This is a genomic window from Skermanella sp., from assembly GCF_059503625.1.
The window spans coordinates 1-23569 of record NZ_JCACHA010000558.1 but is presented as its reverse complement, the minus strand read 5'-3'; the positions used below and the strand labels follow the sequence as shown (position 1 = coordinate 23569).

Here is a 23569-nt window from a genome sequence, read left to right as displayed (position 1 = left end):
CTGAGGCTCTGGCCGAGATGGGCGGCGGCGTAGCTTCGATCGGCGCCGGCGGCGCAGAGCGGAAGGTAGAGGTCGCAGAGGAAGCTGCCCATGGCGTCAAGCGGGGATGCGCTGCGCCAGGATGTTGCCCTATCCTCGTCCTGGGTCAGGGTAAGCAAAGCTTGGCAGGCAGGCGGCGAGCCACCGCGCCGTATGTCGAGGATGGCGCGCCAGACCGTATCCGGATCGGGCGGACTTATAGGTGTCGGGCCGGGGGGCATCGGGCCGGGGCCAGGGCTTTCGCTGGTCATCATTTCCGGCAATGACAGATATCCCCTTCCCAGGATTTTGACAGCTGCCTTTGAAGGTAAGTCCTGCGCGCCGGTTTAGACAGGGCATATGCCCTTTACCTATCCGATTTGCACACCAGCTATCTGTAATGACCTACCGCCTGCCCGACCTTCCCCTCCGCAACCTCATGGGTTCGCCTGCTCCAGCTTCCAGGCTGGCGGTCAGCGTGGTCTTGCATGCGGCGGTGGGAGGCTTGATGACGGTGGGCTCCGCATCGATACTGGCGGGACATGGCGGCTTGCCGGAACCTTACGTCGGCTATGTAGCGGTTTGCTATGCCGTGGTCGCCTTTCTGATGTCGCTTCATCTGGACGGACACGCTCCGCATGCGCATTTCGGAACGGCCAACCGGATCAGCCTGGCGCGCGGCATGATCGCCAGCCTGCTTGGCGGCGCCGTGCCTGTCGTGACCGCACTGGACGCGCAAGCGTTGTGGGTAGCCTCGGCCGCCGCCCTGCTGGCGTTGGTGCTGGATGGCGTGGACGGCTGGGTCGCACGGCGCACCCGCATGGCGAGCGCCTACGGCCAGCATCTCGACATCAACTTCGACACCGTGACGATGGGCATCCTGGCGCTGCTCGCGTGGCAGGACGGCAAGGCGGGAGCTTGGGTGCTGGCGATCGGGCTGGCCCGCTACGTCTTCGTCGCAGCCGGCTGGCTTTGGCCGTGGCTCAATGCCGAACTGCCGTTCAGCCAGCGCCGGCGCGTCGTGTGCGTCGTGCAGATCGCCGTGCTGCTGGTCTGCCTGACGCCTCTCATGGTCCCGCCGGTGAGCAGCCTTGCGGCGGCAGCGGCACTTGGCCTTTTGCTTTTCTCCTTCGCGGTGGATACGCTTTGGCTGTTGAAGGCCGAAGCCGGCAAGCGGACATCATAGTCGCATGGGACGCCGGATGCCGAACTTCATCATGATATTCACCTGAAGACACACGGCACCCTTCCAGATACAGCAAGAAAAGAAAAAATGACCTCCCCCAGCCTCGCGAAGTTGCAGGACGACCTTTCTCAGCCCCTCGATCAGACGGCGTTGCGCGCCGTCGATCGCGCGATCTGTGAACTGCGCCGGGGCGATCCGGTCGTCGTCGAGGATATGGAGGGCTGCATCGCTCTGGCGCTGTCGGTGGAGGCCGTCTCCGCCCCGGCGCTGAACAGGATCAAGGTCATGGCCGGGACCGTCCCGGTACTGGCGGTCACCAGGCCGCGCGCGGCGGCCATCGGATTGAAAACGTCCTCGGCGCCGGTGCTGAAGCTGGCACTCGGCGCCGGATTGACGGCGGAGGTCATTCACGATCTGGTAGACCCGACCAGACGCGCCGGTCCGAACGCCGACGGCGCTATGACGGTCGAAGCGGCCGAACTGGAAACCCGCGAGGGCGCCGCAGTGGCGCTTGCCAAGCTGGCGCGCCTGCTGCCGGCGGTGGTGGCGGCTCCCGTCCGTCTTCCACGCGGGGTCACGCTGGAGAGTTGGCTGGACAAGAACGACCTGATGATGGTGCGGGCACGCGACATCCTGGATTACCAGACCCATGCAGCACGGACCCTGACGCTGGTAGGCGACGCTTCGGTCCCGCTGGTGGATTCCGAGAACACGCGGGTACTGGCGTTCCGGCCACCGGATGGTGGCGTCGAGCATCTGGCGATCGTCATCGGCGAACCGTCGGCAGACGACGGCCCCGTCCTGATCCGGCTCCACTCGGAATGCTTCACCGGCGATTTGCTGGGTTCGCTCCGTTGCGACTGCGGCGACCAGTTGCGCGGTGCGATTGCGGAGATCTCCCGTCAGGGCAGCGGCGTCGTGCTGTATCTGGCGCAGGAGGGCAGGGGCATCGGCTTGGTCAACAAGCTGCGTGCCTATCAGCTTCAGGACGACGGCTTCGACACGGTCGAGGCCAACGAGATGCTGGGTTTCGACGCCGACGAGCGGATCTACCTGCCCGCAGCCGAGATGCTGCGCCAGCTGGGTTTTTCCCAGGTGCGGCTGCTGACCAACAACCCCGACAAGCTGCGCCAGCTGGCGCGCTGCGGGATCGAGGTCGTGGACAGGGTGCCGCATGTCTTTCCCAGCAATGGGCACAACGCCGCCTATCTCCGTACCAAGGCGGAGCGCAGCGGACACATGTTCTGACCTCTTCCGGTATCCCAAAGACGAAAAAGCCCGCCGGCAGCGATGCCGGCGGGCTTTTCTTCTGGATCGCCTGCTGAAGGGACGAACCCTTCTTCCGCTTATTCGGCCCCGCCGGTAGGGACGGCCGCGTAGGATGACGGCTGGGCCGCCTCGGCAGTTGCCGGCTCAGTCGGAGCGGGAACCCGGGTGATGGAGCCGCTGTTGGCCGTCAGCACCTGGATATCGCCCATCAGCTGGCCGCCCGCCTCGACTTCCAGCTCGCCATAGCGGATCGATCCGTTGATCTTGCCGGTAGAGCGCAGGCGCAGGCGCCCGCGGACGCTGATGTCTCCCTCAAAGCGGCCGGCGATGTCGGCCTCGTCGATCTCGACGCTGCCCTTGAACAGGCCGGATTCCGCGATCTCGATGTTGCGGCCATCCCGCAGCTTGGCTTCGACCGTCCCTTCCACCACCAGCACGTCGCAGGCCGTGATCTCGCCGGAGAGCGAGATGTCGCGGCCGACGATCAGCTTCCGCATCTCGTTGGAGCCGGAGGAGAGGGAGGAGCCAACCGTGGAACCCGGCACCGATGTGGGGGCCGACAGGCTCTCGCTCAGCGGCCGGCGCACCGGCGCACCCGGAATCTCGACCACGCGGCGCGGAATCTCGGGCTTGAAGGTGGCATTGGATGCGGGAGGCTTGGTCGGCGACATATCGGGTCCCTTATCGGCAAACGGAGAACGCGGCGGCTCGGAGGCCACGGCTTCGGGTGCAGCCGGCTCAACCGGCGATGCGCCTTCGGGATTCAGCGGTCCGGCGGGCGGTGACTTGCGTCGAAACATTATCGATGGCCCCCAAAAGGCAGGGTGGATGACGGCTGTCGCTAAACTGAGCCGTCATGGTTAATTCTTTATTACTCTTTGGTGGTTCGCTGCAAGTTTCCTGTGAGCCCCTGGAAAATGTGCACCATGAACGCTGTCGCGACAACCGGAACCAGCAGGTTGACCAAGGGAATCGTGGAAAAGAACGCCACGATGACTCCGGCGGCGAACAGCTTCGCGGTATGAGCCTTGCGCATGATCCTTGCCGACTGCGGTGTCATCCTCCGGAGTGCCACCAGTTCGAAGTATTCCCGGCTGAGCAGGTAACCGTTGAGGACGTAGAAGATCATCAGGTTCACGCCCGGGATCAGGTAGGCGGGCAGAACCAGAAGGTTGAGAGCGACCACGACGACCACGAAGCGCAGGGCACCGAAGATCTCGGTCCAAAGGCTTTGGCCATGGGCGGGCGGAAGACCCGGATAGTACCGCCGCTCCACCGCCTTGGCCACCCGCTCCAGCAGGAGGCTGGAGATCGCCACGACGACTGCCGGAAAGAACAGGTAGGCCAGTCCGAAGACCGCCAGGCCCCCCAGCACGTCGATCGTGTTGTCCAGCCAGGGATAATCGGTCAGCCGGGTCTGGAACAGCAGGACCCAGACCAGCCCGGCCATGGTGAGGAATCCCAGAATCGCGCCGACGACGCTCCGCCAGACGACGCGGCTGACGGTGGGGTCGGAAAGCTGTGATACGGCGCGGACAAGGGCTTTTATCATCGGAACCATCGTGAACGTTCTAGCAGTGATCGCGGGTGAGGACGGGAAGAGAGGTCAGGACAGAGACTTGTTCCGCCTATGACGGTGGTTATACTCCGGCCCAGATCCAATTCCTCTCATTTCAGCAGATCAAGGATACGTCCCCGCATGTCCCAGGCCTCTCTCCACGTTGTCGGTATCGGCAACGCCATCGTCGACGTGATCGCCCATGCCGACGATGCGTTCATTGAAACCAACGGCCTGGAGAAAGGCGCGATGACCCTGATCGACGCCGGCCGGGCGGAGGAACTGTACGGCAGGATGGGGCCGGGGATCGAGATGTCCGGTGGCTCCGCCGGCAACACGATGGCCGGCATCGCTTCCCTCGGCGGCAAGGGCGCCTATATCGGCAAGGTCAGCGACGACCAGCTCGGCGCGGTGTTCCGCCACGATATCCGCGCCATCGGCGTCCAGTTCGACAGCGCGCCCCTGACCGGCGGCGCACCGACGGCGCGCTGCCTGATCCTGGTGACGCCCGACGCCCAGCGCACCATGAACACCTTTCTCGGCGCCTGCGTCGAATTGGGTCCGGACGATATCGACGCCGCCTTGATCCAGAGCGCCCAGGTGACGTATCTGGAAGGTTATCTGTGGGACAAGCCGCTTGCCAAGGAAGCCTTCCTGAAGGCGGCGAAGCTGGCCCATGCCGGCGGCCGCAAGCTGTCGCTGACCCTGTCCGACAGCTTCTGCGTCAACCGGCACCGCGCCGAGTTCTCCGATCTGGTCGACAACCACGTCGATATCCTGTTCGGCAACGAGCACGAGATCATGGCGCTGTACGAGACCGACAGCTTCGATCAGGCGGTCGCGGCGGTGCGGGGCCGCTGTGAAACGGTCGTGCTGACGCGGAGCGAGAAGGGGTCGGTGGTCGTCACCGCCAACGACATCTTCGAAGTGCCGGCTGAAAAGATCGAGCGTCTGGTGGATACGACGGGCGCCGGCGACCTGTTCGCCTCGGGTTTCCTGTACGGCTACACCAGCGGCAGGAGCCTGACCGACAGCGCCCGTATCGGCGCTATCGCCGCGGCCGAGATCATCAGCCATGTCGGCGCCCGGCCGGAGGTTACCCTGTCCAAGCTGGTTTCCAGCAAGCTGTAGGTTTTCGCACTTATCGCGCCTTGGGGTGAAGAGTTCGCTTCGTCGATGGTGACCGTAGACGCGGCTTCCAGCCGCGTTACCTCCGCGTTTCAACGGCTTCGACCGATACGAAAGCGTTGGGTAAGCGGGAGAGCGCGCGTATCCGCGCACTCAACGCGGCTGGAAGCCGCGTCTACGATGCGTATCACCCCAAAACCCGGCGCTCCGCCTTCAAGGGAGAGCGCCGGACCATCCAGCGGTGCCGACTATCAGCCCGCGCGGCCGGTCAGGCGCTCGATCACTTCGTCCAGCTGGTCGAGCGTCTGGTACTGGATGCTGAGGGTGCCGCCCTGGCCCTGCGAGCTGATGCTGACGCGAAGGCCGAGCCGGTTGGTCACGTCCTGCTCCAAGGCGATCGTATCGGGATCCTTGGCAGCCCGTGGCGCCGCCGCAGGTGCCGAGCCGGCGCGGGCAACGGGGCCGGTACCGATCGGCGGTGCATTGGTCGTCGCGGCGACCGGCTCCTCCCGCGTGTTGCCGTGGGCTTCGCGGGCGAGCTGTTCGACCTGACGGACGTTCAGGCCCCTCTCGATCACCTGCTGAGCCGTCGCCACCGGGTCTTCGACCGACAGCAGCGCGCGGGCATGGCCGGCGGTCAGGGAGCCTTCCTGGACCATCTGCTTGACCTGGAGCGGCAGGGTCAGCAGGCGCAGCATGTTGGCGATGTGGCTGCGGCTTTTCCCCAGCGCCTTGGCGAGGACTTCCTGGGTATGGCCGAACTCGTCCATCAGGCGCTTATAGCCTTCGGCCTCCTCCAACGCCGTCAGGTCCTGGCGCTGGATGTTCTCGATCAGTGCGATCTCGAGCGCTTCGCGGTCGCTCAGCTCACGGATGACGACGGGGACCTGATGCAAGCCGGCCAGTTGGGCCGCGCGCCAGCGCCGCTCACCGGCGATGATCTCGAAGATAGCGCCGTCGTCAGGGTGCTGGCGGACCAGCAGCGGCTGGAGGATGCCGCGCTCCTTGACGGAATCCACGAGGCTCTGGATCGCTTCCTGGTCGAACTTGCGGCGCGGCTGGAAGCGGCCCGGCGTCACGAACTCGATCGGCAGGTGACGGGGAGTCTCGCCCTTCTTCAGGGGCTCGAAATCCTCAGGTGCTGTTTCCCCGAACAATGCGTTGAGGCCGCGGCCCAGGCTGGAGCGGCGCTTATTCTGATCCATCACGCAATCAGCCTTTTCTTCTCACGCTTCAAAACTTCGCTCGCCAGATGAATATAGGCCTGGGAGCCGGGGCAGCGCAGGTCATAGATCAGGACCGGTTTGCCGTGGGACGGCGCTTCCGAAACCTTGACGTTGCGCGGGATGACGGTGTCGTAGACCTTCTCCCCGAAGAAGCCGCGGACATCGGCCGCGACCATGTCGGAGAGGTTGTTGCGCTTGTCGAACATGGTCAGGACGACGCCGTGGATATCCAGACCGGGATTGAAAGCGCGCTTGACCCGCTCGATAGTCCGGATCAGGTGGCTGAGGCCTTCCAGCGCATAGAATTCGCACTGCAGCGGCACCATCACGGCGTCGCTGGCGACCAGTGCGTTGAGCGTCAGCAGGCCCAGGGCCGGCGGGCAGTCGATCAGCACGTAGTCGAAGTTCAAGGCGCTGTGGGCAAGCGCCATCCGCAGCCGGTATTCGCGCTGCTCGGTGCTGACCAGCTCGATCTCCGCTCCCGACAGGTCGACCGAGGAGGTCACGACCCACAGGTTGGGGACCGGCGTTTCGATCGCGGCGTTCTCGACCCGGACCTCGGCGAACAGCACGTCGTAGGTGCCGACCGACCGGTGGGAGCGGTCGATGCCAAGGCCGGTCGAAGCATTGCCCTGGGGGTCCATGTCCATGATGAGGACGCGCTTGCCGACGGCGGCGAGAGCGGTGGCGAGATTGACGGTGGTCGTCGTCTTGCCGACGCCGCCCTTCTGGTTGGCAACGGAGATGACACGGGCGCGGGACATCTTGGCCTCTGGAGCGACGGTGGGAAATTGGGAAACGTCAGGCACGGGAAACCCGGCTTATGCGCAGGATGGTGGCACTGGAATCCGTAACACTCTGTATCCGATCGACAGTCATATTCCAAGTCTTGGAGGCGGCGGACAGTTCATCCTCCGCCATCTGGCCCTTGGGGAAAAGACAAAGGCTGTCGGAACGGAGAAAAGGGGCGGCAAAACCGAGCAGATCGCTCAAGGGGGCGAGGGCACGGGCGCTGACGACATCGGCGGGGAAGGGGGCTACCTGCTCGATTCGCTTGGCATGGACGGTAACGGGAGTACCGGTCGCTCGGGCGACTTCCCGCAGGAAAGTAGCCTTGCGCTGATCGCTCTCGATCAGGTGGACTTCGCCGGCGCCGAGGATGGCGAGGACCAGACCAGGGAACCCGGCACCGCTGCCGAAGTCCACGAGGACGCGGGTTGCCGGTGTTTCGGCAGGCGGGATCAGCGGCAGGAGTTGTGCCGAGTCGGTGAAGTGACGGTTCCACAGGTCGCCGATCGTGCGGGGGCCGACAAGGTTGATCGAGCGCTGCCACTTGCGGAGCAAGTCCGCATAAAGGTCAAGCCGCTCACGTGTTTCACGTGAAACACCGGCCAGCACGGCGTCAGGCGCTGATACGGACATCGCGGCGCTTCACGTGACGGAGCAGGGCGATGACGGCAGCCGGGGTGACGCCGGGAATGCGTGCAGCGGCTCCCAAGGTCGCGGGCCGCGCCTGCCGGAGCTTCTGGCGGATCTCGGTCGACAGGCTGCCGATCGCATCGACATCCAGATCGTCCGGCAGCAGCAGCGACTCGTCCTTGCGGAAGGCGCGGATGTCCGCTTCCTGCCGGTCGAGATAGCCGGCATAACGGGCGTCGATCTCGATCTGCTCGGCGATGTCGTGCGGCAGTTCCGTCAGCTCCGGCCATAGACGGGCAAGCTGGGAAAGGTCGATCTCCGGGTAGCGCAGCAGGTCGGCGGCGGAGCGCCTGACGCCGTCATGGTTGACGTTCAAGCCCTGACGGGAAAGCTCGTTGGGTGTCGCCTGAAGGCGAGCGACCAGAGCGCGCGCTTGCTCCAGACCGGCGGCCTTGGCGGCGAAACTGTCCGAGCGGAGGGAGCCGACGCAGCCGATTGCCATCCCCTCCGCGGTTAGCCTTTGATCGGCATTGTCGGCCCGGAGCACCAGCCGGTACTCGGCGCGCGAGGTGAACATGCGGTAAGGCTCGGTCGTGCCGCGCGTGATGAGGTCGTCGATCAGGACGCCGATATAGGCATCGGCGCGGTCGAGAACGAAGCTCCCGCCGCCACCCGTCTTGAGGGCGGCATTGACACCGGCCATCAGCCCTTGCGCTGCCGCTTCCTCGTAGCCGGTCGTCCCATTGATCTGGCCCGCCAGGAACAGGCCGGGCATCCGGCGCGTCTCCAGCGTCGGCGTCAACTCGCGCGGATCGACGTAGTCGTACTCGATCGCGTAGCCGGGGCGGATCATCACGGCATGCTCGAGGCCAGGGATGGCCTTGAGCACGGCAAGCTGGACGTCACGGGGCAGGGAGGTCGAAATCCCGTTCGGGTAGATCGTGTCGTCGTCCAGTCCCTCCGGCTCCAGGAAGATCTGGTGCCGTTCCTTATCGGCGAAGCGGACGACCTTGTCCTCGATCGAGGGGCAGTAACGCGGACCGACACCCTGGATCTGGCCCGAGTACATCGGCGCCCGGTGCAGGTTCGCACGGATCGTTTCATGGACCAGAGGAGAGGTCCAGGTGACGTGGCAGGGAACCTGGGGAGTCGTGATCTTGTCGGTCAGGGTCGAGAAGGGCGGCGGCGGATCGTCGCCCGGCTGGCATTCCAGCCCCGTCCAGTCGATGGTCCGGCCATCGAGACGCGGCGGTGTGCCGGTCTTGAGACGGCCGAGCGGGAACCCGGCCCGGCTGAGCGTTTCGGACAGGCCGAGGGACGGAGCTTCACCGACGCGGCCCGCCGGGATCTTCTCCTCGCCCAGATGGATCAGCCCGCGCAGGAACGTGCCCGTCGTCAGGATGACGGCACCGGCACCGATGGATTTGCCGCTCGCGGTGATCACGCCGGCAACGCTGCCGTCTTCGGCCAGGATCAAGTCTTCGACAGCGTCGCCGAGCAAGTCGAGGTTTGCCTGCTCCGCCAGTTCCGCCTGCATCGCCTCGCGGTAAAGACGCCGGTCGGCCTGTGCGCGCGGACCTCGGACGGCAGGTCCCTTGCTTCTGTTCAGGATGCGGAACTGGATACCTGCGCGGTCGATGACCCGACCCATGACGCCGTCTAGGGCATCAATCTCCCGCACCAGATGGCCTTTGCCCAAGCCGCCGATGGCGGGGTTGCAGGACATCTCGCCGATGGTTTCAAGCTTGTGGGTAGCCAGAAGCGTACGCGCACCCATGCGCGCCGACGCCGCAGCCGCTTCACAACCAGCGTGGCCGCCACCGACCACAATCACGTCATAGTTCCGCATGGCGGGCACTCTATGGTTTTCAGTGCTCCCCGTCAAAGGAAGAGGCGGGTGCAATGCGGTGTTTCACGTGAAACACCCGTCATTTACCGATGCAGAAGTCCCTGAAGATGACGTCGAGCAGGTCCTCGACATCGACGCGGCCGGTAATCCGCCCCAAGGCGCGGCTGGCAAGCCTGACATCCTCGGCGGCAAGCTCCGGCAAGTCGGAGGTCATGGCGCGCTGAAGCGACGTGGCACACTCTTGCAATGCGCCGCGATGGCGGGCGCGGGTCAGGGCCGGAACACCGGGCGCTTCGAACCGGGTCCGCACGGCATCGGTCAGCGTCCGGAGCAGGTCCGGCAGACCGTCGCCGGTCCGGGCGGACACCCGTATCGCGGCACGACCGCCGATCTCTTGAGTCATGACCTTGGGGGAACGATCGACCTTGTTCAGCACGACGAGGGTCTGGTCATCGACCACCGCCATCGTCTGGGGGTCCAATTCCGGTAACGCAGTCGCGTCGAAGACAGCCAGCTTCAGGTCGGCATTGGCGGCGCGGTCGAGCGCCCGCCTGATCCCTTCGGACTCGATCTCGTCGGCGGCCTCGCGCAAACCGGCGGTGTCGGCAAGCACGACCGGAAAACCGCTGAGGTCGAGATGGACTTCCACGACATCCCTGGTCGTTCCGGCCCGCTCGGAAACGATGGCGGCTTCACGCCGCGCCAGCACGTTCAGCAGGCTCGACTTGCCGGCATTGGGAGCGCCCAGGATTGCGATGTGGATGCCGTCGCGCAGGCGTTCGCCGCGCCGGTTGTCATCGAGATGAACGGCGATCTCGCCCGCCAGCGCTTCAAGCTCTGGACGCACCATCACGGCGACACCCTCCGGCAGGTCCTCGTCCGGAAAGTCGATGTCGGCCTCAAGGTGAGCCAGCGCCCGTGTCAGCCGGTGGCGCCAGCCATCGTAGAGGCGGCCAAGTTCGCCTTCCATCTGGCGCAAGGCCTGCCGCCGCTGTGCTGCCGTGTCGGCGTCCACCAGATCGGCGATGGCCTCGGCAGCGGTCAGGTCGAACTTTCCGTTCTCGAACCCGCGCCGGCTGAACTCGCCCGGTTCGGCGGTCCGCAGTCCCGGCAAGCTAGCCAGCGCGTCGATCACGCCGGCGATGACCGCCCGCCCGCCATGGACATGAAATTCCCCCACGTCCTCGCCGGTGAAGCTGTGGGGAGCGGGGAACCACAAGACCAATCCTTGGTCGAGGAATTCGCCGCTCTCCGGGACTGACAACCGAACGAAGGCGGCCATTCGGGGAGTGGGCAGGGGGCGGCCGGTCAGGGCCGTGAGGGCAGTTCCAGCCAGCGGTCCCGACACCCGGACGATCGCGACACCGCCACGGCCCGGCGCCGTGGCCGGCGCGAAGATGGTTGGGACCACGATGAACTCAGACGGGTGCTACTGAGCGTGGCTCGGTTTCATCCGGCTGAAGCATCAGCCGCTCGACCCGTCCGCCGCCGACCACATGGGTCTGAAGGATTTCGTCGATGTCTTCCTTGGTCTGGTAGGTGTACCAGATGCCTTCGGGATAGATCACCATCGTCGGCCCCAGCTCGCACCGTTCCAGACATCCGGCGGAATTGATGCGGACCTTGGGCTCCAGCCCCAGCTCCTTGGCCCTTGCCTTCATGTAATTCCGTAGAGGTTCCGATCCCCTCTCGGCACAGGAACCGCGCTTGTGGCCATCGGGCCTGCGGTTGGTGCAGCAGAAAACATGGCTGGTGTAGAAAAGCGTCGGATCACTCACTTCTTGCCGTCCTTGCCCATGGCGTTCGTCATCTGGCTCCAGAAGATCTTCTGCATCTGCTCGAACCCCTGAAGGCTGGCCGGCAGCCAGGTCTTCAGCATGGCTTCCGGTTCCATGGCCTGAAGATTGGCACTCATCCGGTCCTGGATCTGTTGCATCAGGGCGTCCTGCATCGGCTTGACGTCCGGCAGTCCGAAGAAATGTCTGGCCTCTTCGGGGGTACAATCGATGTCGACGGTGATCTTCATGCTTCAGGCCCCTGGTGGATTGTCACTGGATTCGACGCCGGGCCTAGCGGCCCATCGCAGAATGGGGTTGAGAGCGCACGTCGGCGCGCTTCACTATACAGCCAGGATATGCGAGCGCAACGACGGCACCTGCACGTCTCGGCCTGTTCGACACCAACAATCCGATACCAACAAAAGGTGAGCACCATGTCCGCAAACCTGCTGGCCCATGAGACCAGTCCCTACCTGCTCCAGCACAAGGACAACCCGGTGCATTGGATGCCGTGGGGAGAGGCCGCCTTCGAGCGTGCCCGGTCCGAGGGTAAACCCATCCTGCTGTCGATCGGCTATGCCGCGTGTCACTGGTGCCATGTAATGGCCCATGAAAGCTTTGAGAACCCCGAGATCGCCGCCGTGATGAACGATCTGTTCGTCAGCATCAAGGTGGACCGCGAAGAACGGCCCGACCTGGACACGATCTACCAGTCGGCCCTGGCGCTGCTCGGCCAGCACGGCGGCTGGCCGCTGACGATGTTCCTGACGCCTGAGGGCGAACCGTTCTGGGGCGGGACCTACTTCCCGCCGACGACGCGCTACGGCCGCCCCGGCTTTACCGAAGTGCTGCGCGGCGTCTCATCGACCTTCCATCAGGAGCCGGACAAGGTCTCGCGCAACGTCACCGCCCTGGGCGAGTCCCTCGCCAAGCTGGCCGAGAACCAATCCGGCGGCGCGATCCTGCCCGGTATCTTCGATCAGGTCGCCGAGCGTCTGGTACGGGAAGTCGATCCCTTCCACGGCGGCATCGGTTCCGCGCCCAAGTTCCCGCAGACGTCCCTGTTCACGCTTCTGTGGCACGCGTGGAAGCGGACGGAGCGGATGCCATTCAGGACGGCCGTGACCAACACGCTGACCCAGATGTGCCAAGGCGGCATCTACGATCATCTCGGCGGCGGCTTCGCCCGCTACTCGACCGACGACAAGTGGCTCGCCCCGCACTTCGAGAAGATGCTGTACGACAACGCCCAGCTGATCGACTTGATGACCCTGGTCTGGCAGGAGACCGGCGACAAGCTCTACGAGACGCGCATCCGCGAAACCGTCGGATGGGTCTTGCGGGAAATGCGCGCACTGGGAGCCGACGGCAAACCGGTCGCCGGTTTCGCCAGCACGCTCGACGCCGACAGCGAGGGGGAGGAGGGCCGGTTCTATGTCTGGTCTGAGCAGGAGATCGACAGCGTCCTCGGGCCGGATGCTACCACCTTCAAGTCCGTCTACGACGTCACCAAGCACGGCAACTGGGAAGAGACCAATATCCTGAACCGCTCCGCGAACCTCGAACTCGGCGACGAGGATCAGGAGGCCGGACTGGCGCGCCTGCGCTCCATCCTGTGGCAGGTGCGGGAACGGCGCATCCATCCCGGCTGGGACGACAAGGTGCTGGCGGACTGGAACGGGTTGATGATCGCGGCCCTTGCCCGGAGCGGCTTCGCCTTCCGCGAGCAGCCCTGGATCGACGCGGCCGTCCAGGCTTTCGACTTCGTCTCGACCACCATGAGCAAGGATGGCCGGCTGCATCACACATGGCGTCATGGGACGCTCAAGAATCCGGCGTCGCTCGACGACTACGCCAACATGGCTCGCGCAGCACTTGCCCTGTACGAGGTGACCGGCGAGAACCGCTATCTCGATCAAACCCGCGAGTGGGTCGCCATCCTGGACCGGCATTACTGGGATGCCGACAAGGGCGGCTACTTCTTCACCGCCGACGACGCGGAGCGGCTGATCGTCCGCACCAAGACCGCCCATGACAATGCGGTGCCCGCCGGCAACGGGACGATGGTCGGCGTGCTGGCCCGGCTGTTCCACCTGACGGGAGAGGAGGACTGGCGCCAGAGGGCGGAAGCGCTCGTGCAAGCTTTCTCCGGCGAGCTGTCGCGGAACTTCTTCCCGCTTTCCACACTGCTGAACAACACCGAGCTTCTATACTCAGCGATCCAGCTCGTCGTCGTAGGTGAGCGGGGTGCTGCCGATACCGAGGCGATGCTGGACGCGGTGCGTCATACCTCGGCACCCAATATCGTGATGACGATCCTGGGTCCCGATGCCAAACTGCCCGACGGCCATCCGGCCAGCGGCAAAGGCATGGTAGGCGGCAAGGCGACGGCCTATGTCTGCGCCAACATGACCTGTTCAGCGCCGATCACCGATGCCGGCGACCTGAAGATCAACCTGACACGGAGGTGACGCCATGGTGAGCCCTGTTGCCGAACGGCCTGTTGCTAAACGCCCTGACGTGAAGCGCCTGACCATAGACAGCCCGCTGGGCAAGCTGACCCTGAGCAGCAGCGCCGGGGCTCTGACGGCACTGGACTGGAACCTCGCCGGCTCCCACACCGACACCGACCCGGTGCTGGAGGAGGCCGCCCGCCAGCTCCGCCAGTATTTCGCCGGCGAGCGGCCCGGCTTCGATCTTCCGATGCAGCCGCATGGCACTGTGTTCCAGAAGCGGGTCTGGGCGGCGATGGTGGAAATCCCGTGCGGCAAGACCGCGACCTATGGCGGACTTGCCCGCCAGCTGGAATCGGCGCCGCGCGCCATCGGCGGCGCCTGCGGACGCAACCCGCTGCCCATCGTCATTCCCTGTCACCGCGTCGTCGCGGGAGCGGGGAAGGGCGGCTACTCCGGCCTGGGCGGCCTGACCACCAAGGACTGGCTGCTGAACCATGAAATGGCGATGGCCGCCGAGCCGGTTGCGTGACGCCATATTCGGTTAACCGGTTGCGTGACAAGCCAGTTTTCCGCGTATATCGTCCACGCGTCAGCTCAACCCAAAACTCGATTTTCCAGCAAAGAGAAGGGCGTTATGACCGACGTTACAATCAACGCGGCCGACGGCGGCACATTTAGCGGATACCTTGCCAAGCCCGCCAGCGGAACCGGTCCGGGTATCGTCGTGGCTCAGGAGATCTTCGGCGTCAACCACGTGATGCGCGACCTCTGCGACAACCTTGCCGCTCAAGGATATTTCGCCCTTTGCCCCGACCTGTTCTGGCGCCAGGAACCCGGTATCCAGATCACCGACAAGACCGATGCCGAATGGGCCAAGGCGTTCGAGTTGTACAAGGGCTTCAGCGAGGTCAAGGGCGTCGATGACCTGATCTCCGCCCTGAACTACCTGCGCGGCGTCGAAGGCTGCAACGGCTCCGTCGGCACCCTGGGCTACTGCCTGGGCGGCAAGCTCGCCTACCTGATGGCGACCCGCTCCAACGCGGATTGCTCCGTCTCCTACTATGGCGTCGGGATCGAGAAGAACCTGGACGAGGCGAGCGCCATCACGAAACCCTATCTCGCCCATGTCGCGGAGAAGGACCAGTTCGTCCCGCCGGAATCTCAGCAGCAGATTCGCGAAGCGTTGTCCAAGGTCAACCGCGCCGCCGTCTACTTCTATCCCGGCTGCGACCATGCCTTCGCCCGCGTCGGCGGCGCGCACTACGACAAGGCATCGGCGGATCTCGCCAATCAGCGGACGGCCGACTTCCTGGCGGAACACCTGAAGGCCTGATCGGCGGACTCAACCAAGAAAACAGAAGGGTAGGGCAAGATGGTTCATGCGATCAGGTTTCATCAGCCGGGTGGACCCGAAGTCCTGAAGTGGGAGGAGGTCGAGGTCGGCGACCCCGGCCCCGGACAGGTTCGCCTGAAGCATACCGCCGTCGGTCTCAACTTCATCGACATCTACCACAGGACCGGCCTCTATCCCGCTCCCACACCGTGTATCCCCGGTCTGGAAGGGGCAGGCGTGATCGAAGCGGTCGGCGAGGGCGTCCCCAGCTTCAAGCCCGGCGACCGTGTCGCCTATGCGGGCGGGCCGCTCGGCGCCTACTCCGAAGCGCGCTTGATGCCGGCCGACCGGCTGGTCCCGCTGCCGAGCTGGATCGACGACAAGCAGGCCGCCGCCATGATGCTTCAGGGTATGACGGCTCAGTTCCTGCTCCGCTCCTGCTATGCCGTGCAGCCGGGAGAGACCATCCTGGTCCATGCCGCCGCCGGCGGGGTCGGGCTGATCCTGTGCCAGTGGGCACGAAAACTGGGTGTAACGGTTATCGGCACCGTCGGGTCCGACGAGAAGGCGGCGCTTGCCGCCGAGAACGGCTGCACCCATCCCATCGTCTACACCCGCGAAAACTTCGTTGAGCGGGTGAAGGAGATCACCGAGGGAGTGGGCGTGCCGGTCGTCTATGATTCGGTCGGCAAGGATACCTTCATGAAGAGCCTGGACTGCCTGCGGCCGCGCGGCCTGATGGTGCTGTTCGGGCAGTCTTCCGGATCGGTGCCGCCGGTCGATCTCGGCATCCTGGCGGCCAAGGGTTCGCTCTACGTCACCCGGCCGACGCTGTTCGTCTATACGGCGAAGCGCGACGATCTGGTGACCAGTGCCGCCGATCTGTTCGACGTCGTCCATAGCGGCGACGTCAAGATCGAAGTCCGGCAGACCTTCCCGCTACGGGATGCCGGGGAAGCGCATCGGGCTCTGGAAAGCCGCGCCACTAAGGGATCGTCGATCCTGCTGCCGTGACGTTTCACGTGAAACACGCGGCGGCGTGGAGTGAAATGACGCCGGGCTAAAACCCGGCGTCTCTCAACGCGGCGCCGGGACCACCGCGACACAGGTCTCGACGATCGTCCCGCAAAGCTCCAGGTCGCGGCCTTCGGAATAGTCCAGTTTCTCGACCACGCCGTCATGAAGCGTGAAGGTCGCCTCGCACTGGAAGTTCTGCCGGTGGACAGTCGTCCGAGGGCGGAACAGACGGCGGCCGCCGATCACGATATCGTCGTTGTCAACTTCGACATGGCTGTATGTCGAGCCCCTGACATAGGTGATCCGCTCCTTGTCTCCGACCTGCTGCTCCCGGTCCGGCACTCCGGCACAGGAATACAGCATCTCCTTCGGGATTCCGACCAGCTCCGTACCAGCCCGCGCCGCCGCCTCGCTCCGGGGATTGGCACAGCCGGCCAGCACAAGGCCCGCTCCCAGGACAACACCCAACCGTCGGATCATCACCATCTCCTCGCATCGTCCTAAGCTTCAACAAGGCGATAATGCCATCAGTGCCGTGATGGCAAGCTGACTCTCCGGTATTGGCCCGGAAGTTGGCCCAAAAGTTAAGCGGAAAGGCTTACCGGTTCAGCACGTCCAGCAGCCGGTCGATGGCGCTCTCGTCAAGCGAGCGGATGCGGTCCGCCAGCAGGTTGGCGACCAGCGTCGCCTTCGGCGCCAGACCGGAGGTGTCCACGACGATGCGCGGATGGCTCATTTCGGCCAGCCGCTCCAGTGCTTCGGCCTCGTCCCAGAAGATCTCGAAATAGGCGCAGATCTGACGGACCAGCATGATCGAGGGCTGGCCGCGCTTGCCGTGCTCCAAGGCCGAGAGATAGGCCGATGATACTTCCAGCTCATCCGCCATCTGCTTGAGCGTGACGCCGCGCTTGGCGCGCAACTCACGGATATGGGCACCGAAGGGAGTCACGAAATCAACGCCGCCGCTTCAACAGGACATAGAGCGCGCCCTCGCCACCGTCCTTCGGCTGGGCACGGTGGATGGCAAGGACGAGCGGGCGCAAAGGGGACTCGTTCAGCCAGCGCGGCACCACCTGCCGAAGTATGCCCATGCCCTGGCCGCCCGACCCACGCCCCGTCGACCCCTTGCCGGTGATGACCAGCAGGCATCGGCGCTGCTCGTGCCAGCCCCGAAGGACGAAGGAGTTGAGAGCGGCATGCGCTTGGGACTGGGTCATGCCATGGAGATCGATCCGCCCATCGATACCGACCCGCCCGCGCCGAAGCCGGTCGTCGGTCCGCCGGTCGATTCCCGCGGACCGCGAGGGATCGAGGAGGGGCAGGGGGGTCGTTCGCGGCTGAACGGGCACTGTCGGCTGCGGCGAGGCCACGATGCCCGGAACCGGCACCGAAACCGGGTCCGCGGTCAGGAGAGAGGGAGGCTGAGGCTCTTCGTCAAGCTCACGTCCGGGCAGGGGCTCGGTATCGCGCATGACGGTGCGCCACAGGCTATGTTCCTCACTAGTGACCGAGCGTCGGCGGCGGGGTGTTATTCTAATCATCGGGACTCCGGGTCACCCGCCGCCGCGTCGTTCAAACGCTTGGGCCGTCAATCAGCAGGATGTGGAGCCGGCGAGGGCCATGGGCGCCGAGCTGAAGCGTCTGCTCGATGTCACCGGTCCGCGAAGGCCCGGTGATGAAGTTCACCGTCCGCGGCATTTCCTTATCACGCCGGCGCACCGCATCCCAGCCATCCTCGTAGCTGCCGACCACCTGATCGGCACGCAGCACGACGATATGGGTATCCGGCATCATGTTCAACGTCGTGGGATGTTCCGGTCCCGACAGCATCATCAGGGTCCCGGTCTCGGCGATCGCGGCGAAGGCCGCGGTGACGCTGGTAAGGTCGCGGTCGACCGCCCGTCCGCTCGTGACGGTCAGGGTCGGCCGCTTGTTCCAGGGAATCGTCGCGAGCTGCGGGTCGGGCGCCACCTTGACTTCCGCCGGTAGATTCTGGCTGGCCAGATAGTCGGCCACCGCATGGGGCACGCGGGAAAGGTTGGGAAGGCGTTCGACCGTGGCGGCGACCTCCGTCGCCATCGAGACGAACAGGTCGACCCGGTCCGACGCCGACAGGTTGGAGCGCTGAGGCACCAGATTGCGGGCGTGGGCCTTCAACCGGTTCTCCACCGTCGAAACCATCTCGGGCGACGCGGCGTCCCGCTTCAGGGAGCGGCGGATACTGGTCAGGATCTGGGTACGGGCTTCGGACATGGTTCAGGCCGCCTTCCGGTCGCTGGCGGAGGAAGCCGCCGACGCGGCACCGGTGCCGGCCTTGGCCTGCCGCTCCGCCCAAAGCTGGTGGAACGTCTTGCCCTCGGGCGCCGGCATGTCGCGCCAGTCGGTCCAGCCCCCCGCCAGCGGCAGAGAGCGGAACTTGCCCTTGCGCCGGCCAAGCATGCCCAGGACCCCCATGGCGATCCTGGAGCCCATCCGGTACATATCGGGCCGCTTGGCGAACCAAGCCCAGATGCCGAGCCCATTGCGGAAGGCCTGCGGCGACATCTTCTTCTCGTACTCGCGCTCCCGCCAGTGCCGCATCATCTTGGGCAGCGGAATCCGCATCGGGCAGACGCTCTCGCACTTGCCGCAGAAGGTGGAGGCGTTGGGCAGGTGCCCGGCCTCCTGAACGCCGATCAGGCCGGGCGTCAGCACCGACCCCATCGGACCGGGATAGACCCAGCCATAGGCATGGCCGCCCACGGCGCCATAGACGGGGCAGTGATTCATGCAGGCGCCACAGCGGATGCAGCGCAGCATCTCCTGGAACTCGGTGCCGAGCATGGCCGTCCGTCCGTTGTCCAGCAGCACCACGTGGAACTGCTCCGGACCGTCCAAGTCGCCGGGCCGGCGCGGGCCGGTGGAGAAGGTCGTGTAGGACGAGAATTCCTGTCCCGTCGCCGAGCGCGCCAGCACCCGCAGGATGGTCGAGGCGTCTTCCAGAGTCGGGACGATCTTCTCCAGGCTGGCGAGAACGATGTGGATCTTGGGCAGCGTCTGCGTCAGGTCGCCGTTGCCCTCGTTGGTCACGATCACGGTAGAGCCGGTTTCCGCAATCAGGAAGTTGGCGCCGGTGATGCCGACATCGGCCGCCAGGAACTTCTGGCGCAGCATCTCGCGCGCCTCGTTCACCAAGGCGCGCGGTTCCTCCAGCGAGCGCATCGGGTCCAGCTTGTCATGGGCCTTCATGAAGCTTTCGGCGACGTCCTCCTTGTTGAGGTGGACGGCGGGGGCGATGATGTGGCTGGGCGCTTCCTTCCGAAGCTGGATGATATACTCGCCGAGGTCGGTTTCGACCGGCTCCAGGCCGTTCTTCTCCAGGTGATCGTTGAGTTCGATCTCCTCCGCGATCATCGACTTGCCCTTGGTCACGATCCTGGCATCGACCGAGCGGCAGATTGCCACGATGGCGTCGCGCGCCTCGCCCGGTGTCCTGCACCAGTGGACCTTGCCGCCATTGGCCGTCACATTGGTTTCGAACCGCTCCAGGTAGAGGTCCAGGTGTTCAAGCACATGGTTCTTGATGTCGCGTGACTGGTCGCGCAGGGTGTCGAACTCGGGCAGGCGCGCTACCGCTCGCGTCCGCTTGTCCTGAAAGCCGACCTTCATCTTGCCCAAGGCCTTCTGCAAGCGCTCGTCGGCGAGCGCCCCGTGGGCATTGTCCTTGAAAGCGTGGCTCGTGCTCTGCATCTCAGGCGTTCCTCGGTGCTTTAACAGGCTTGATGGCGGTACCCGACTATAGCGCCGATCAGGCGCCGCGGGTGTCTCCGATCGGGGGAACGTCGCGGGTCATGTCGGCCAGGATCTCGGCGACGTGCCGCACCTTGATATCGGACCCTTCGCGCTTCAGCTTGCCCGCCATGTTGAGCAGGCAGCCCATGTCGCCGGCCAGCAGCGTGTCGGCCCCGGTGCGGGCGATATCGATGGTCTTCTCGCCGACCATCTTGTTGGAGATTTCCGGGTACTTGATGCAGAAGGTGCCGCCGAAGCCGCAGCAGACCTCGGCGCCGGGCAGTTCCGTCAGGGTCAGGCCCCCGACCGAGCGCAGCAGGGTGCGCGGCTGCTGCTTCACGCCCAGCTCGCGCAGGCCCGAACAGCTGTCGTGATAAGTGATGGTTCCGGCATATTCGGCATCGACCGCCTCGATGCCCAGGACATCGACCAGGAACGAGATCAGTTCGTAGGTGCGGTGCTTCAGATGGGCGGCGCGCTGAGCCCATTCCGGCTCGTCGGCGAACAGCTCCCCGTAATGCTCCTTGATCATGCCGGCGCACGATCCGCTCGGAGCCACGACGTAGTCGAACCCTTCGAACGCCTGGATAACGGCGCGGGCGATATCCTTGGTATCCGCCCTGTCGCCCGAGTTATAGGCCGGCTGACCGCAGCAGGTCTGGCTGGCCGGCACTTCCACCGTGCAACCGGCGGCCTCCAGAAGCTTGACGGCGGCGAAGCCGACCGTCGGCCGAAACAGATCGACCAGACAAGTAACGAACAGCCCCACGCGAGGGGTCTTGGTCTTGTTTTCCATTGTTCTTCCGTCCCTGCGGCTCCTGAAGCGCCGGCCGCGCAGTTTTCCCGCCGTTATCGTCCCGTGCGTCGTGTAATTAGATGGTCATACCACAGCGAGCAACAGGCAACGACTGCCGGTGCGGCAATCCGTGTCAGCCGATTCGGCTTACCCGATCGGTGCGACCGTCCGGGGAATCAGCAGAAAATAGCGTCCCGGACTCTTCATCTTGCCGGCCCGCAACTCGGCGTCGCTCCCATGACCCCAGAATACGTCTCCGCGCACCGGGCCGCGGATCGCTCCTCCGGTATCCTGAGCCACCAACAGCCGCCGCAGGCGCGCGTTGCCGTCGAGCGGATCCTGGGCGTCGAGCCAGACCGGCAGGCCATAGGGCACGAAGGAGCGGTCGACCGCCAGGCTGCGCCCCGGCGTCAGGGCGACACCCTGGGCACCAAGCGGCCCCTCGCCGTCGAGCGGACGGAAGAAGACGAAGGATGGGTTCTTGTTCATCAGCCCGGCGGCCTCGCCGGGATTGGCGTGCAGCCATTCCCGGATCGACTGCATCGAGACGTTCTCCTTCGTCAGGGCGCCGCGCGCGATAAGCTCGCGGCCGACCGCGACATAGGGGTGGCCATTCTGCCCGGCATAGCCGACCCGCATCTCGCTGCCGTCTTCCATGACGATGCGCCCGGAACCCTGGATATGGAGGAAGAAGGCGTCCACCGGGTCGTCGACCCAGACCATTTCCAGGTCGCGGCCCTTGAGGGCGCCGGCTTCGATCCTGGCGCGGTCCTCGTAGGGGCGCAGTCGCCCGTCGATCACCCGGCCGGCAATCCGCTCGCCCTTCATGGCGTCGCGGAACTCGCCCAGATCGACCATGACCAGATCGTCGGGCTTACGATAGAGCGGCACGGAATAACGTCCGGCGGGACGGGACGAGCCGCGCAGTTCCGCTTCATAGTAACCGGTGAACAGGCCTTCCGGCTTGTCGTTGTCGGTAGCTGAGTAGGGAAGGAACCACGTCTCGAAGAAGGCGCGGGCAATGGCATCGTCGCCGCGCGGGACCTGGGGCAGGGCGGTGCAGGGCGCCACCCAGTCAGCGACGGTGCCGGCAACGCCGAGAGCGCGGTCCTTGGGCTGGACGACCAGCTTGGCGCAGGACCGGGCGAAGGCGTCCAGGGCCTCGGCCTGGTTGTCGGCCCGCCACCCTTCCAAATCCTCGAACCGGGCCGGCTTGATCGTCAGCTTCGGCGGAACCGGTTCCTTGGGGGCTTCGGGCGCGCAGGCGGTCAGAAATGCGATCAGCACCGCCGCGAGGGCGGTGCCGACCCACCGGGACGATCCAGTCGGCATTGGGCGATCAGCTTCAGTCGGAACAGGTTCAGCGGCGTCGGTTTCCACAAACGCGGTCCGCAGCCGGTTGGATGGGACCGGTTGATCAGGATCGACTCAGCCCGGAACGCGGGTTTCGATCAGCGTCCAGTTCGGGTTGCGCGACCGGGTATTGCGCGCGAAGGTCCAGATATCGACGACTTCCAGCGGCTGTTCCGGATCGCCTTCGATGACGGTGCCGTCCTTGTCGCGGGTCACGTTGATCTGCTCGCTGATGAAGGTGACGGTCACGAAGGCCGTCCTCCCGTCCATCCGCGCCTCGGTCACGTCGGCGTCGCGGATCGCGGTCACCGTCGTTTCCAGGGTCTCGCCCGAGCTTTGCCGGTTGCGGATCGCGGCGGCGAAGTTGTCGTAGACGTCGTCGCTCAGCAGCGGCCGCAGGGTCGGCGTGTCGCCCTGGGCGAAAGCCGTGACGATCATCCCGAAGGCAGCCTTGGCGCCCTGAACGAAGCCCTTCTCGTCGAAGGTCGGGTCGTTGGCCTGGATCTGCGCGATACCCGCCGCCAGCGAGTATGGCTCGTCCGGCGCAGGCGGCGGCACGTCCACCGGTACGCGTCCCCTGTCGGGCAACGTCACCACATTGTCTCCAGCTTCCTGGCCGGGCCGGGAAGTATACGGATTGGGTCGCTGGCGCTCCTCACCGTGACGCCGCCCCAATACGCCGCGCAGCCGATACACGAGAAAGGCCGCGATCATGGCGAAAATCAGGATATCGATGAAATAAAACCCCTCGCCCATTGAATCTGTCCTGGTCGGTTCGCCCTGGAACGTCAGCCGGGCGCTTATTAACTGTACCGCATCGAGAGCGTATGTGTACTGTGTCGGTCGAATTCCGTACCGGTTTCGACAAACTTCGCCTTTTGTAGATAGGCCGTTACCGGGAAAAGAGCAAGGACACGCATGTACATCCTCATCTCACTCATCCTCCTGCCGTTGATCGAAATCGCCGTCTTCATCCAGGTCGGCGGCCTCATCGGAGTATGGCCAACCCTTGCGCTTATCCTGCTGACCACCTTCGCCGGAGCCGCATTGCTTCGTTCCCAGGGCTTCGCAACGGCGCAACGTGCCCGCGAAGCCCTGATGCGGAACGAATTGCCGGTCGCCGAGGTTTTCGACGGCTTCTGTCTCGTTGCCGCCGGCGTCCTGCTTCTGACGCCGGGATTCGTTACGGATACGTTCGGGGCGCTGCTTTTCATCCCCGCGTTCCGGAATTTTCTGCGCAGGCGTCTCGTCACCCATTTCCAGCGGCGCGGCCAGATGCGGGTCTTCGTCGATGGAATGGAGGTAGATCCCACCAAGCCCTTTTCCAACCCGTCCCGCCCCAGCCAGCCCGGCGTCATCGACGGCGAGTTCCGCGAGATCAAGTCCTCGACCGGCGACGAGCCGCCCGGATC

26 protein-coding genes are annotated in these 23569 nt (G+C 65.0%); 8 read left to right on the top strand and 18 right to left on the bottom strand.

Annotated elements, in window-relative coordinates; genetic code table 11:
• Nucleotides 1-290, bottom strand: a 290-nt coding sequence (locus AC5JJ6_RS12180) for a hypothetical protein (RefSeq protein WP_496042289.1), incomplete at its 3' end; no start/stop codon positions are given.
• A 236-nt stretch (nucleotides 291-526) separates the two neighbouring features.
• On the opposite strand from AC5JJ6_RS12180, the gene AC5JJ6_RS12175 reads away from it, so the two are divergent.
• Both AC5JJ6_RS12175 and ribA read left to right on the top strand, forming a co-directional pair.
• Nucleotides 527-1204: a CDP-alcohol phosphatidyltransferase family protein gene (locus AC5JJ6_RS12175; RefSeq protein WP_496042288.1), complete on the top strand. Its 678-nt coding sequence runs from the start codon at nucleotides 527-529 to the stop codon at nucleotides 1202-1204.
• An 87-nt stretch (nucleotides 1205-1291) separates the two neighbouring features.
• Nucleotides 1292-2452: a GTP cyclohydrolase II gene (ribA, locus tag AC5JJ6_RS12170; RefSeq protein WP_496042287.1), complete on the top strand. Its 1161-nt coding sequence runs from the start codon at nucleotides 1292-1294 to the stop codon at nucleotides 2450-2452.
• A gap of 98 nt (nucleotides 2453-2550) precedes the next feature.
• Here ribA and AC5JJ6_RS12165 read toward each other — a convergent pair whose 3' ends face one another.
• Both AC5JJ6_RS12165 and AC5JJ6_RS12160 read right to left on the bottom strand, forming a co-directional pair.
• The gene (locus AC5JJ6_RS12165) at nucleotides 2551-3144 is read right to left on the bottom strand and encodes a bactofilin family protein (protein WP_496042286.1); all 594 of its coding nucleotides are present in this window, start codon (nucleotides 3142-3144) and stop codon (nucleotides 2551-2553) included.
• Between the two features lie 200 nt (nucleotides 3145-3344).
• Nucleotides 3345-4025 (bottom strand): EI24 domain-containing protein, encoded by a 681-nt coding sequence (locus AC5JJ6_RS12160; RefSeq protein ID WP_496042285.1) that lies wholly within the window; start codon nucleotides 4023-4025, stop codon nucleotides 3345-3347.
• Between the two features lie 147 nt (nucleotides 4026-4172).
• On the opposite strand from AC5JJ6_RS12160, the gene AC5JJ6_RS12155 reads away from it, so the two are divergent.
• Nucleotides 4173-5162 (top strand): adenosine kinase, encoded by a 990-nt coding sequence (locus AC5JJ6_RS12155; RefSeq protein WP_496042284.1) that lies wholly within the window; start codon nucleotides 4173-4175, stop codon nucleotides 5160-5162.
• 248 nt (nucleotides 5163-5410) lie between these two features.
• On the opposite strand, the gene AC5JJ6_RS12150 is transcribed toward AC5JJ6_RS12155, so the two are convergent.
• The 7 genes from AC5JJ6_RS12150 to AC5JJ6_RS12120 form a co-directional block, all read right to left on the bottom strand.
• Nucleotides 5411-6364: a ParB/RepB/Spo0J family partition protein gene (locus tag AC5JJ6_RS12150; RefSeq protein WP_496042283.1), complete on the bottom strand. Its 954-nt coding sequence runs from the start codon at nucleotides 6362-6364 to the stop codon at nucleotides 5411-5413.
• Nucleotides 6364-7149, bottom strand: coding sequence for a ParA family protein (locus tag AC5JJ6_RS12145; RefSeq protein WP_084720641.1), 786 nt, complete (start codon nucleotides 7147-7149; stop codon nucleotides 6364-6366). Before AC5JJ6_RS12145 ends, AC5JJ6_RS12150 begins: the two co-directional genes overlap by 1 nt.
• A gap of 37 nt (nucleotides 7150-7186) precedes the next feature.
• A complete protein-coding gene (gene rsmG / locus AC5JJ6_RS12140; protein WP_496042282.1) occupies nucleotides 7187-7807 on the bottom strand; it encodes a 16S rRNA (guanine(527)-N(7))-methyltransferase RsmG in 621 nt (206 codons plus the stop codon).
• On the bottom strand, nucleotides 7788-9653 hold the full coding sequence (mnmG, locus tag AC5JJ6_RS12135) for a tRNA uridine-5-carboxymethylaminomethyl(34) synthesis enzyme MnmG (RefSeq protein ID WP_496042281.1): 1866 nt from the start codon (nucleotides 9651-9653) through the stop codon (nucleotides 7788-7790). The genes rsmG and mnmG overlap by 20 nt, the downstream gene beginning before the upstream one ends.
• Nucleotides 9654-9732: 79 nt before the next feature.
• Nucleotides 9733-11064 (bottom strand): tRNA uridine-5-carboxymethylaminomethyl(34) synthesis GTPase MnmE, encoded by a 1332-nt coding sequence (gene mnmE, locus AC5JJ6_RS12130; protein ID WP_496042280.1) that lies wholly within the window; start codon nucleotides 11062-11064, stop codon nucleotides 9733-9735.
• A 7-nt stretch (nucleotides 11065-11071) separates the two neighbouring features.
• Entirely contained in the window at nucleotides 11072-11431 is a 360-nt protein-coding gene (locus tag AC5JJ6_RS12125; protein WP_496042279.1) for a (2Fe-2S) ferredoxin domain-containing protein, read from the bottom strand.
• Entirely contained in the window at nucleotides 11428-11679 is a 252-nt protein-coding gene (locus tag AC5JJ6_RS12120) for a DUF6489 family protein (RefSeq protein ID WP_496042278.1), read from the bottom strand. Before AC5JJ6_RS12120 ends, AC5JJ6_RS12125 begins: the two co-directional genes overlap by 4 nt.
• Before the next feature lie 186 nt (nucleotides 11680-11865).
• On the opposite strand from AC5JJ6_RS12120, the gene AC5JJ6_RS12115 reads away from it, so the two are divergent.
• The 4 genes from AC5JJ6_RS12115 (at nucleotide 11866) to AC5JJ6_RS12100 (ending at nucleotide 16234) form a co-directional block, all read left to right on the top strand.
• Nucleotides 11866-13902, top strand: a complete 2037-nt coding sequence (locus tag AC5JJ6_RS12115) for a thioredoxin domain-containing protein (RefSeq protein ID WP_496042277.1) — start codon at nucleotides 11866-11868, stop codon at nucleotides 13900-13902.
• Between the two features lie 4 nt (nucleotides 13903-13906).
• Nucleotides 13907-14416, top strand: coding sequence for a methylated-DNA--[protein]-cysteine S-methyltransferase (locus AC5JJ6_RS12110; protein WP_496042276.1), 510 nt, complete (start codon nucleotides 13907-13909; stop codon nucleotides 14414-14416).
• Nucleotides 14417-14521: 105 nt separating this feature from the next.
• The gene (locus AC5JJ6_RS12105) at nucleotides 14522-15220 is read left to right on the top strand and encodes a dienelactone hydrolase family protein (protein WP_496042275.1); all 699 of its coding nucleotides are present in this window, start codon (nucleotides 14522-14524) and stop codon (nucleotides 15218-15220) included.
• A gap of 39 nt (nucleotides 15221-15259) precedes the next feature.
• Nucleotides 15260-16234: a quinone oxidoreductase family protein gene (locus tag AC5JJ6_RS12100; protein ID WP_496042274.1), complete on the top strand. Its 975-nt coding sequence runs from the start codon at nucleotides 15260-15262 to the stop codon at nucleotides 16232-16234.
• A gap of 63 nt (nucleotides 16235-16297) precedes the next feature.
• Here the strand turns inward: AC5JJ6_RS12100 and AC5JJ6_RS12095 are convergent, their stop codons facing one another.
• The 8 genes from AC5JJ6_RS12095 to AC5JJ6_RS12060 all read right to left on the bottom strand — a co-directional run bounded on the left by AC5JJ6_RS12095 (nucleotide 16298) and on the right by AC5JJ6_RS12060 (nucleotide 22913).
• Entirely contained in the window at nucleotides 16298-16717 is a 420-nt protein-coding gene (locus AC5JJ6_RS12095; RefSeq protein ID WP_496042273.1) for a hypothetical protein, read from the bottom strand.
• 118 nt (nucleotides 16718-16835) lie between these two features.
• Nucleotides 16836-17186 carry a helix-turn-helix domain-containing protein gene (locus tag AC5JJ6_RS12090; protein WP_496042272.1) on the bottom strand — a complete coding sequence of 117 codons (351 nt, stop codon included), beginning with the start codon at nucleotides 17184-17186 and terminating at the stop codon, nucleotides 16836-16838.
• A 4-nt stretch (nucleotides 17187-17190) separates the two neighbouring features.
• The gene (locus AC5JJ6_RS12085; RefSeq protein WP_496042271.1) at nucleotides 17191-17709 is read right to left on the bottom strand and encodes a Smr/MutS family protein; all 519 of its coding nucleotides are present in this window, start codon (nucleotides 17707-17709) and stop codon (nucleotides 17191-17193) included.
• A gap of 100 nt (nucleotides 17710-17809) precedes the next feature.
• Entirely contained in the window at nucleotides 17810-18490 is a 681-nt protein-coding gene (locus AC5JJ6_RS12080) for a LutC/YkgG family protein (protein WP_496042270.1), read from the bottom strand.
• Nucleotides 18491-18493: 3 nt separating this feature from the next.
• Nucleotides 18494-19966 (bottom strand): LutB/LldF family L-lactate oxidation iron-sulfur protein, encoded by a 1473-nt coding sequence (locus AC5JJ6_RS12075; protein ID WP_496042269.1) that lies wholly within the window; start codon nucleotides 19964-19966, stop codon nucleotides 18494-18496.
• Between the two features lie 58 nt (nucleotides 19967-20024).
• Entirely contained in the window at nucleotides 20025-20804 is a 780-nt protein-coding gene (locus tag AC5JJ6_RS12070; RefSeq protein ID WP_496042268.1) for a (Fe-S)-binding protein, read from the bottom strand.
• Between the two features lie 147 nt (nucleotides 20805-20951).
• Nucleotides 20952-22136 carry a murein transglycosylase A gene (gene mltA / locus AC5JJ6_RS12065; RefSeq protein WP_496042267.1) on the bottom strand — a complete coding sequence of 395 codons (1185 nt, stop codon included), beginning with the start codon at nucleotides 22134-22136 and terminating at the stop codon, nucleotides 20952-20954.
• Between the two features lie 96 nt (nucleotides 22137-22232).
• Complete coding sequence (locus tag AC5JJ6_RS12060; RefSeq protein WP_496042266.1) at nucleotides 22233-22913, bottom strand: Tim44/TimA family putative adaptor protein; 681 nt, start codon at nucleotides 22911-22913, stop codon at nucleotides 22233-22235.
• A 162-nt stretch (nucleotides 22914-23075) separates the two neighbouring features.
• Between AC5JJ6_RS12060 and AC5JJ6_RS12055 the strand changes: the two genes are divergently transcribed.
• On the top strand, nucleotides 23076-23569 hold a 494-nt coding region (locus AC5JJ6_RS12055; protein ID WP_496042265.1), incomplete at its 3' end, for an FxsA family protein.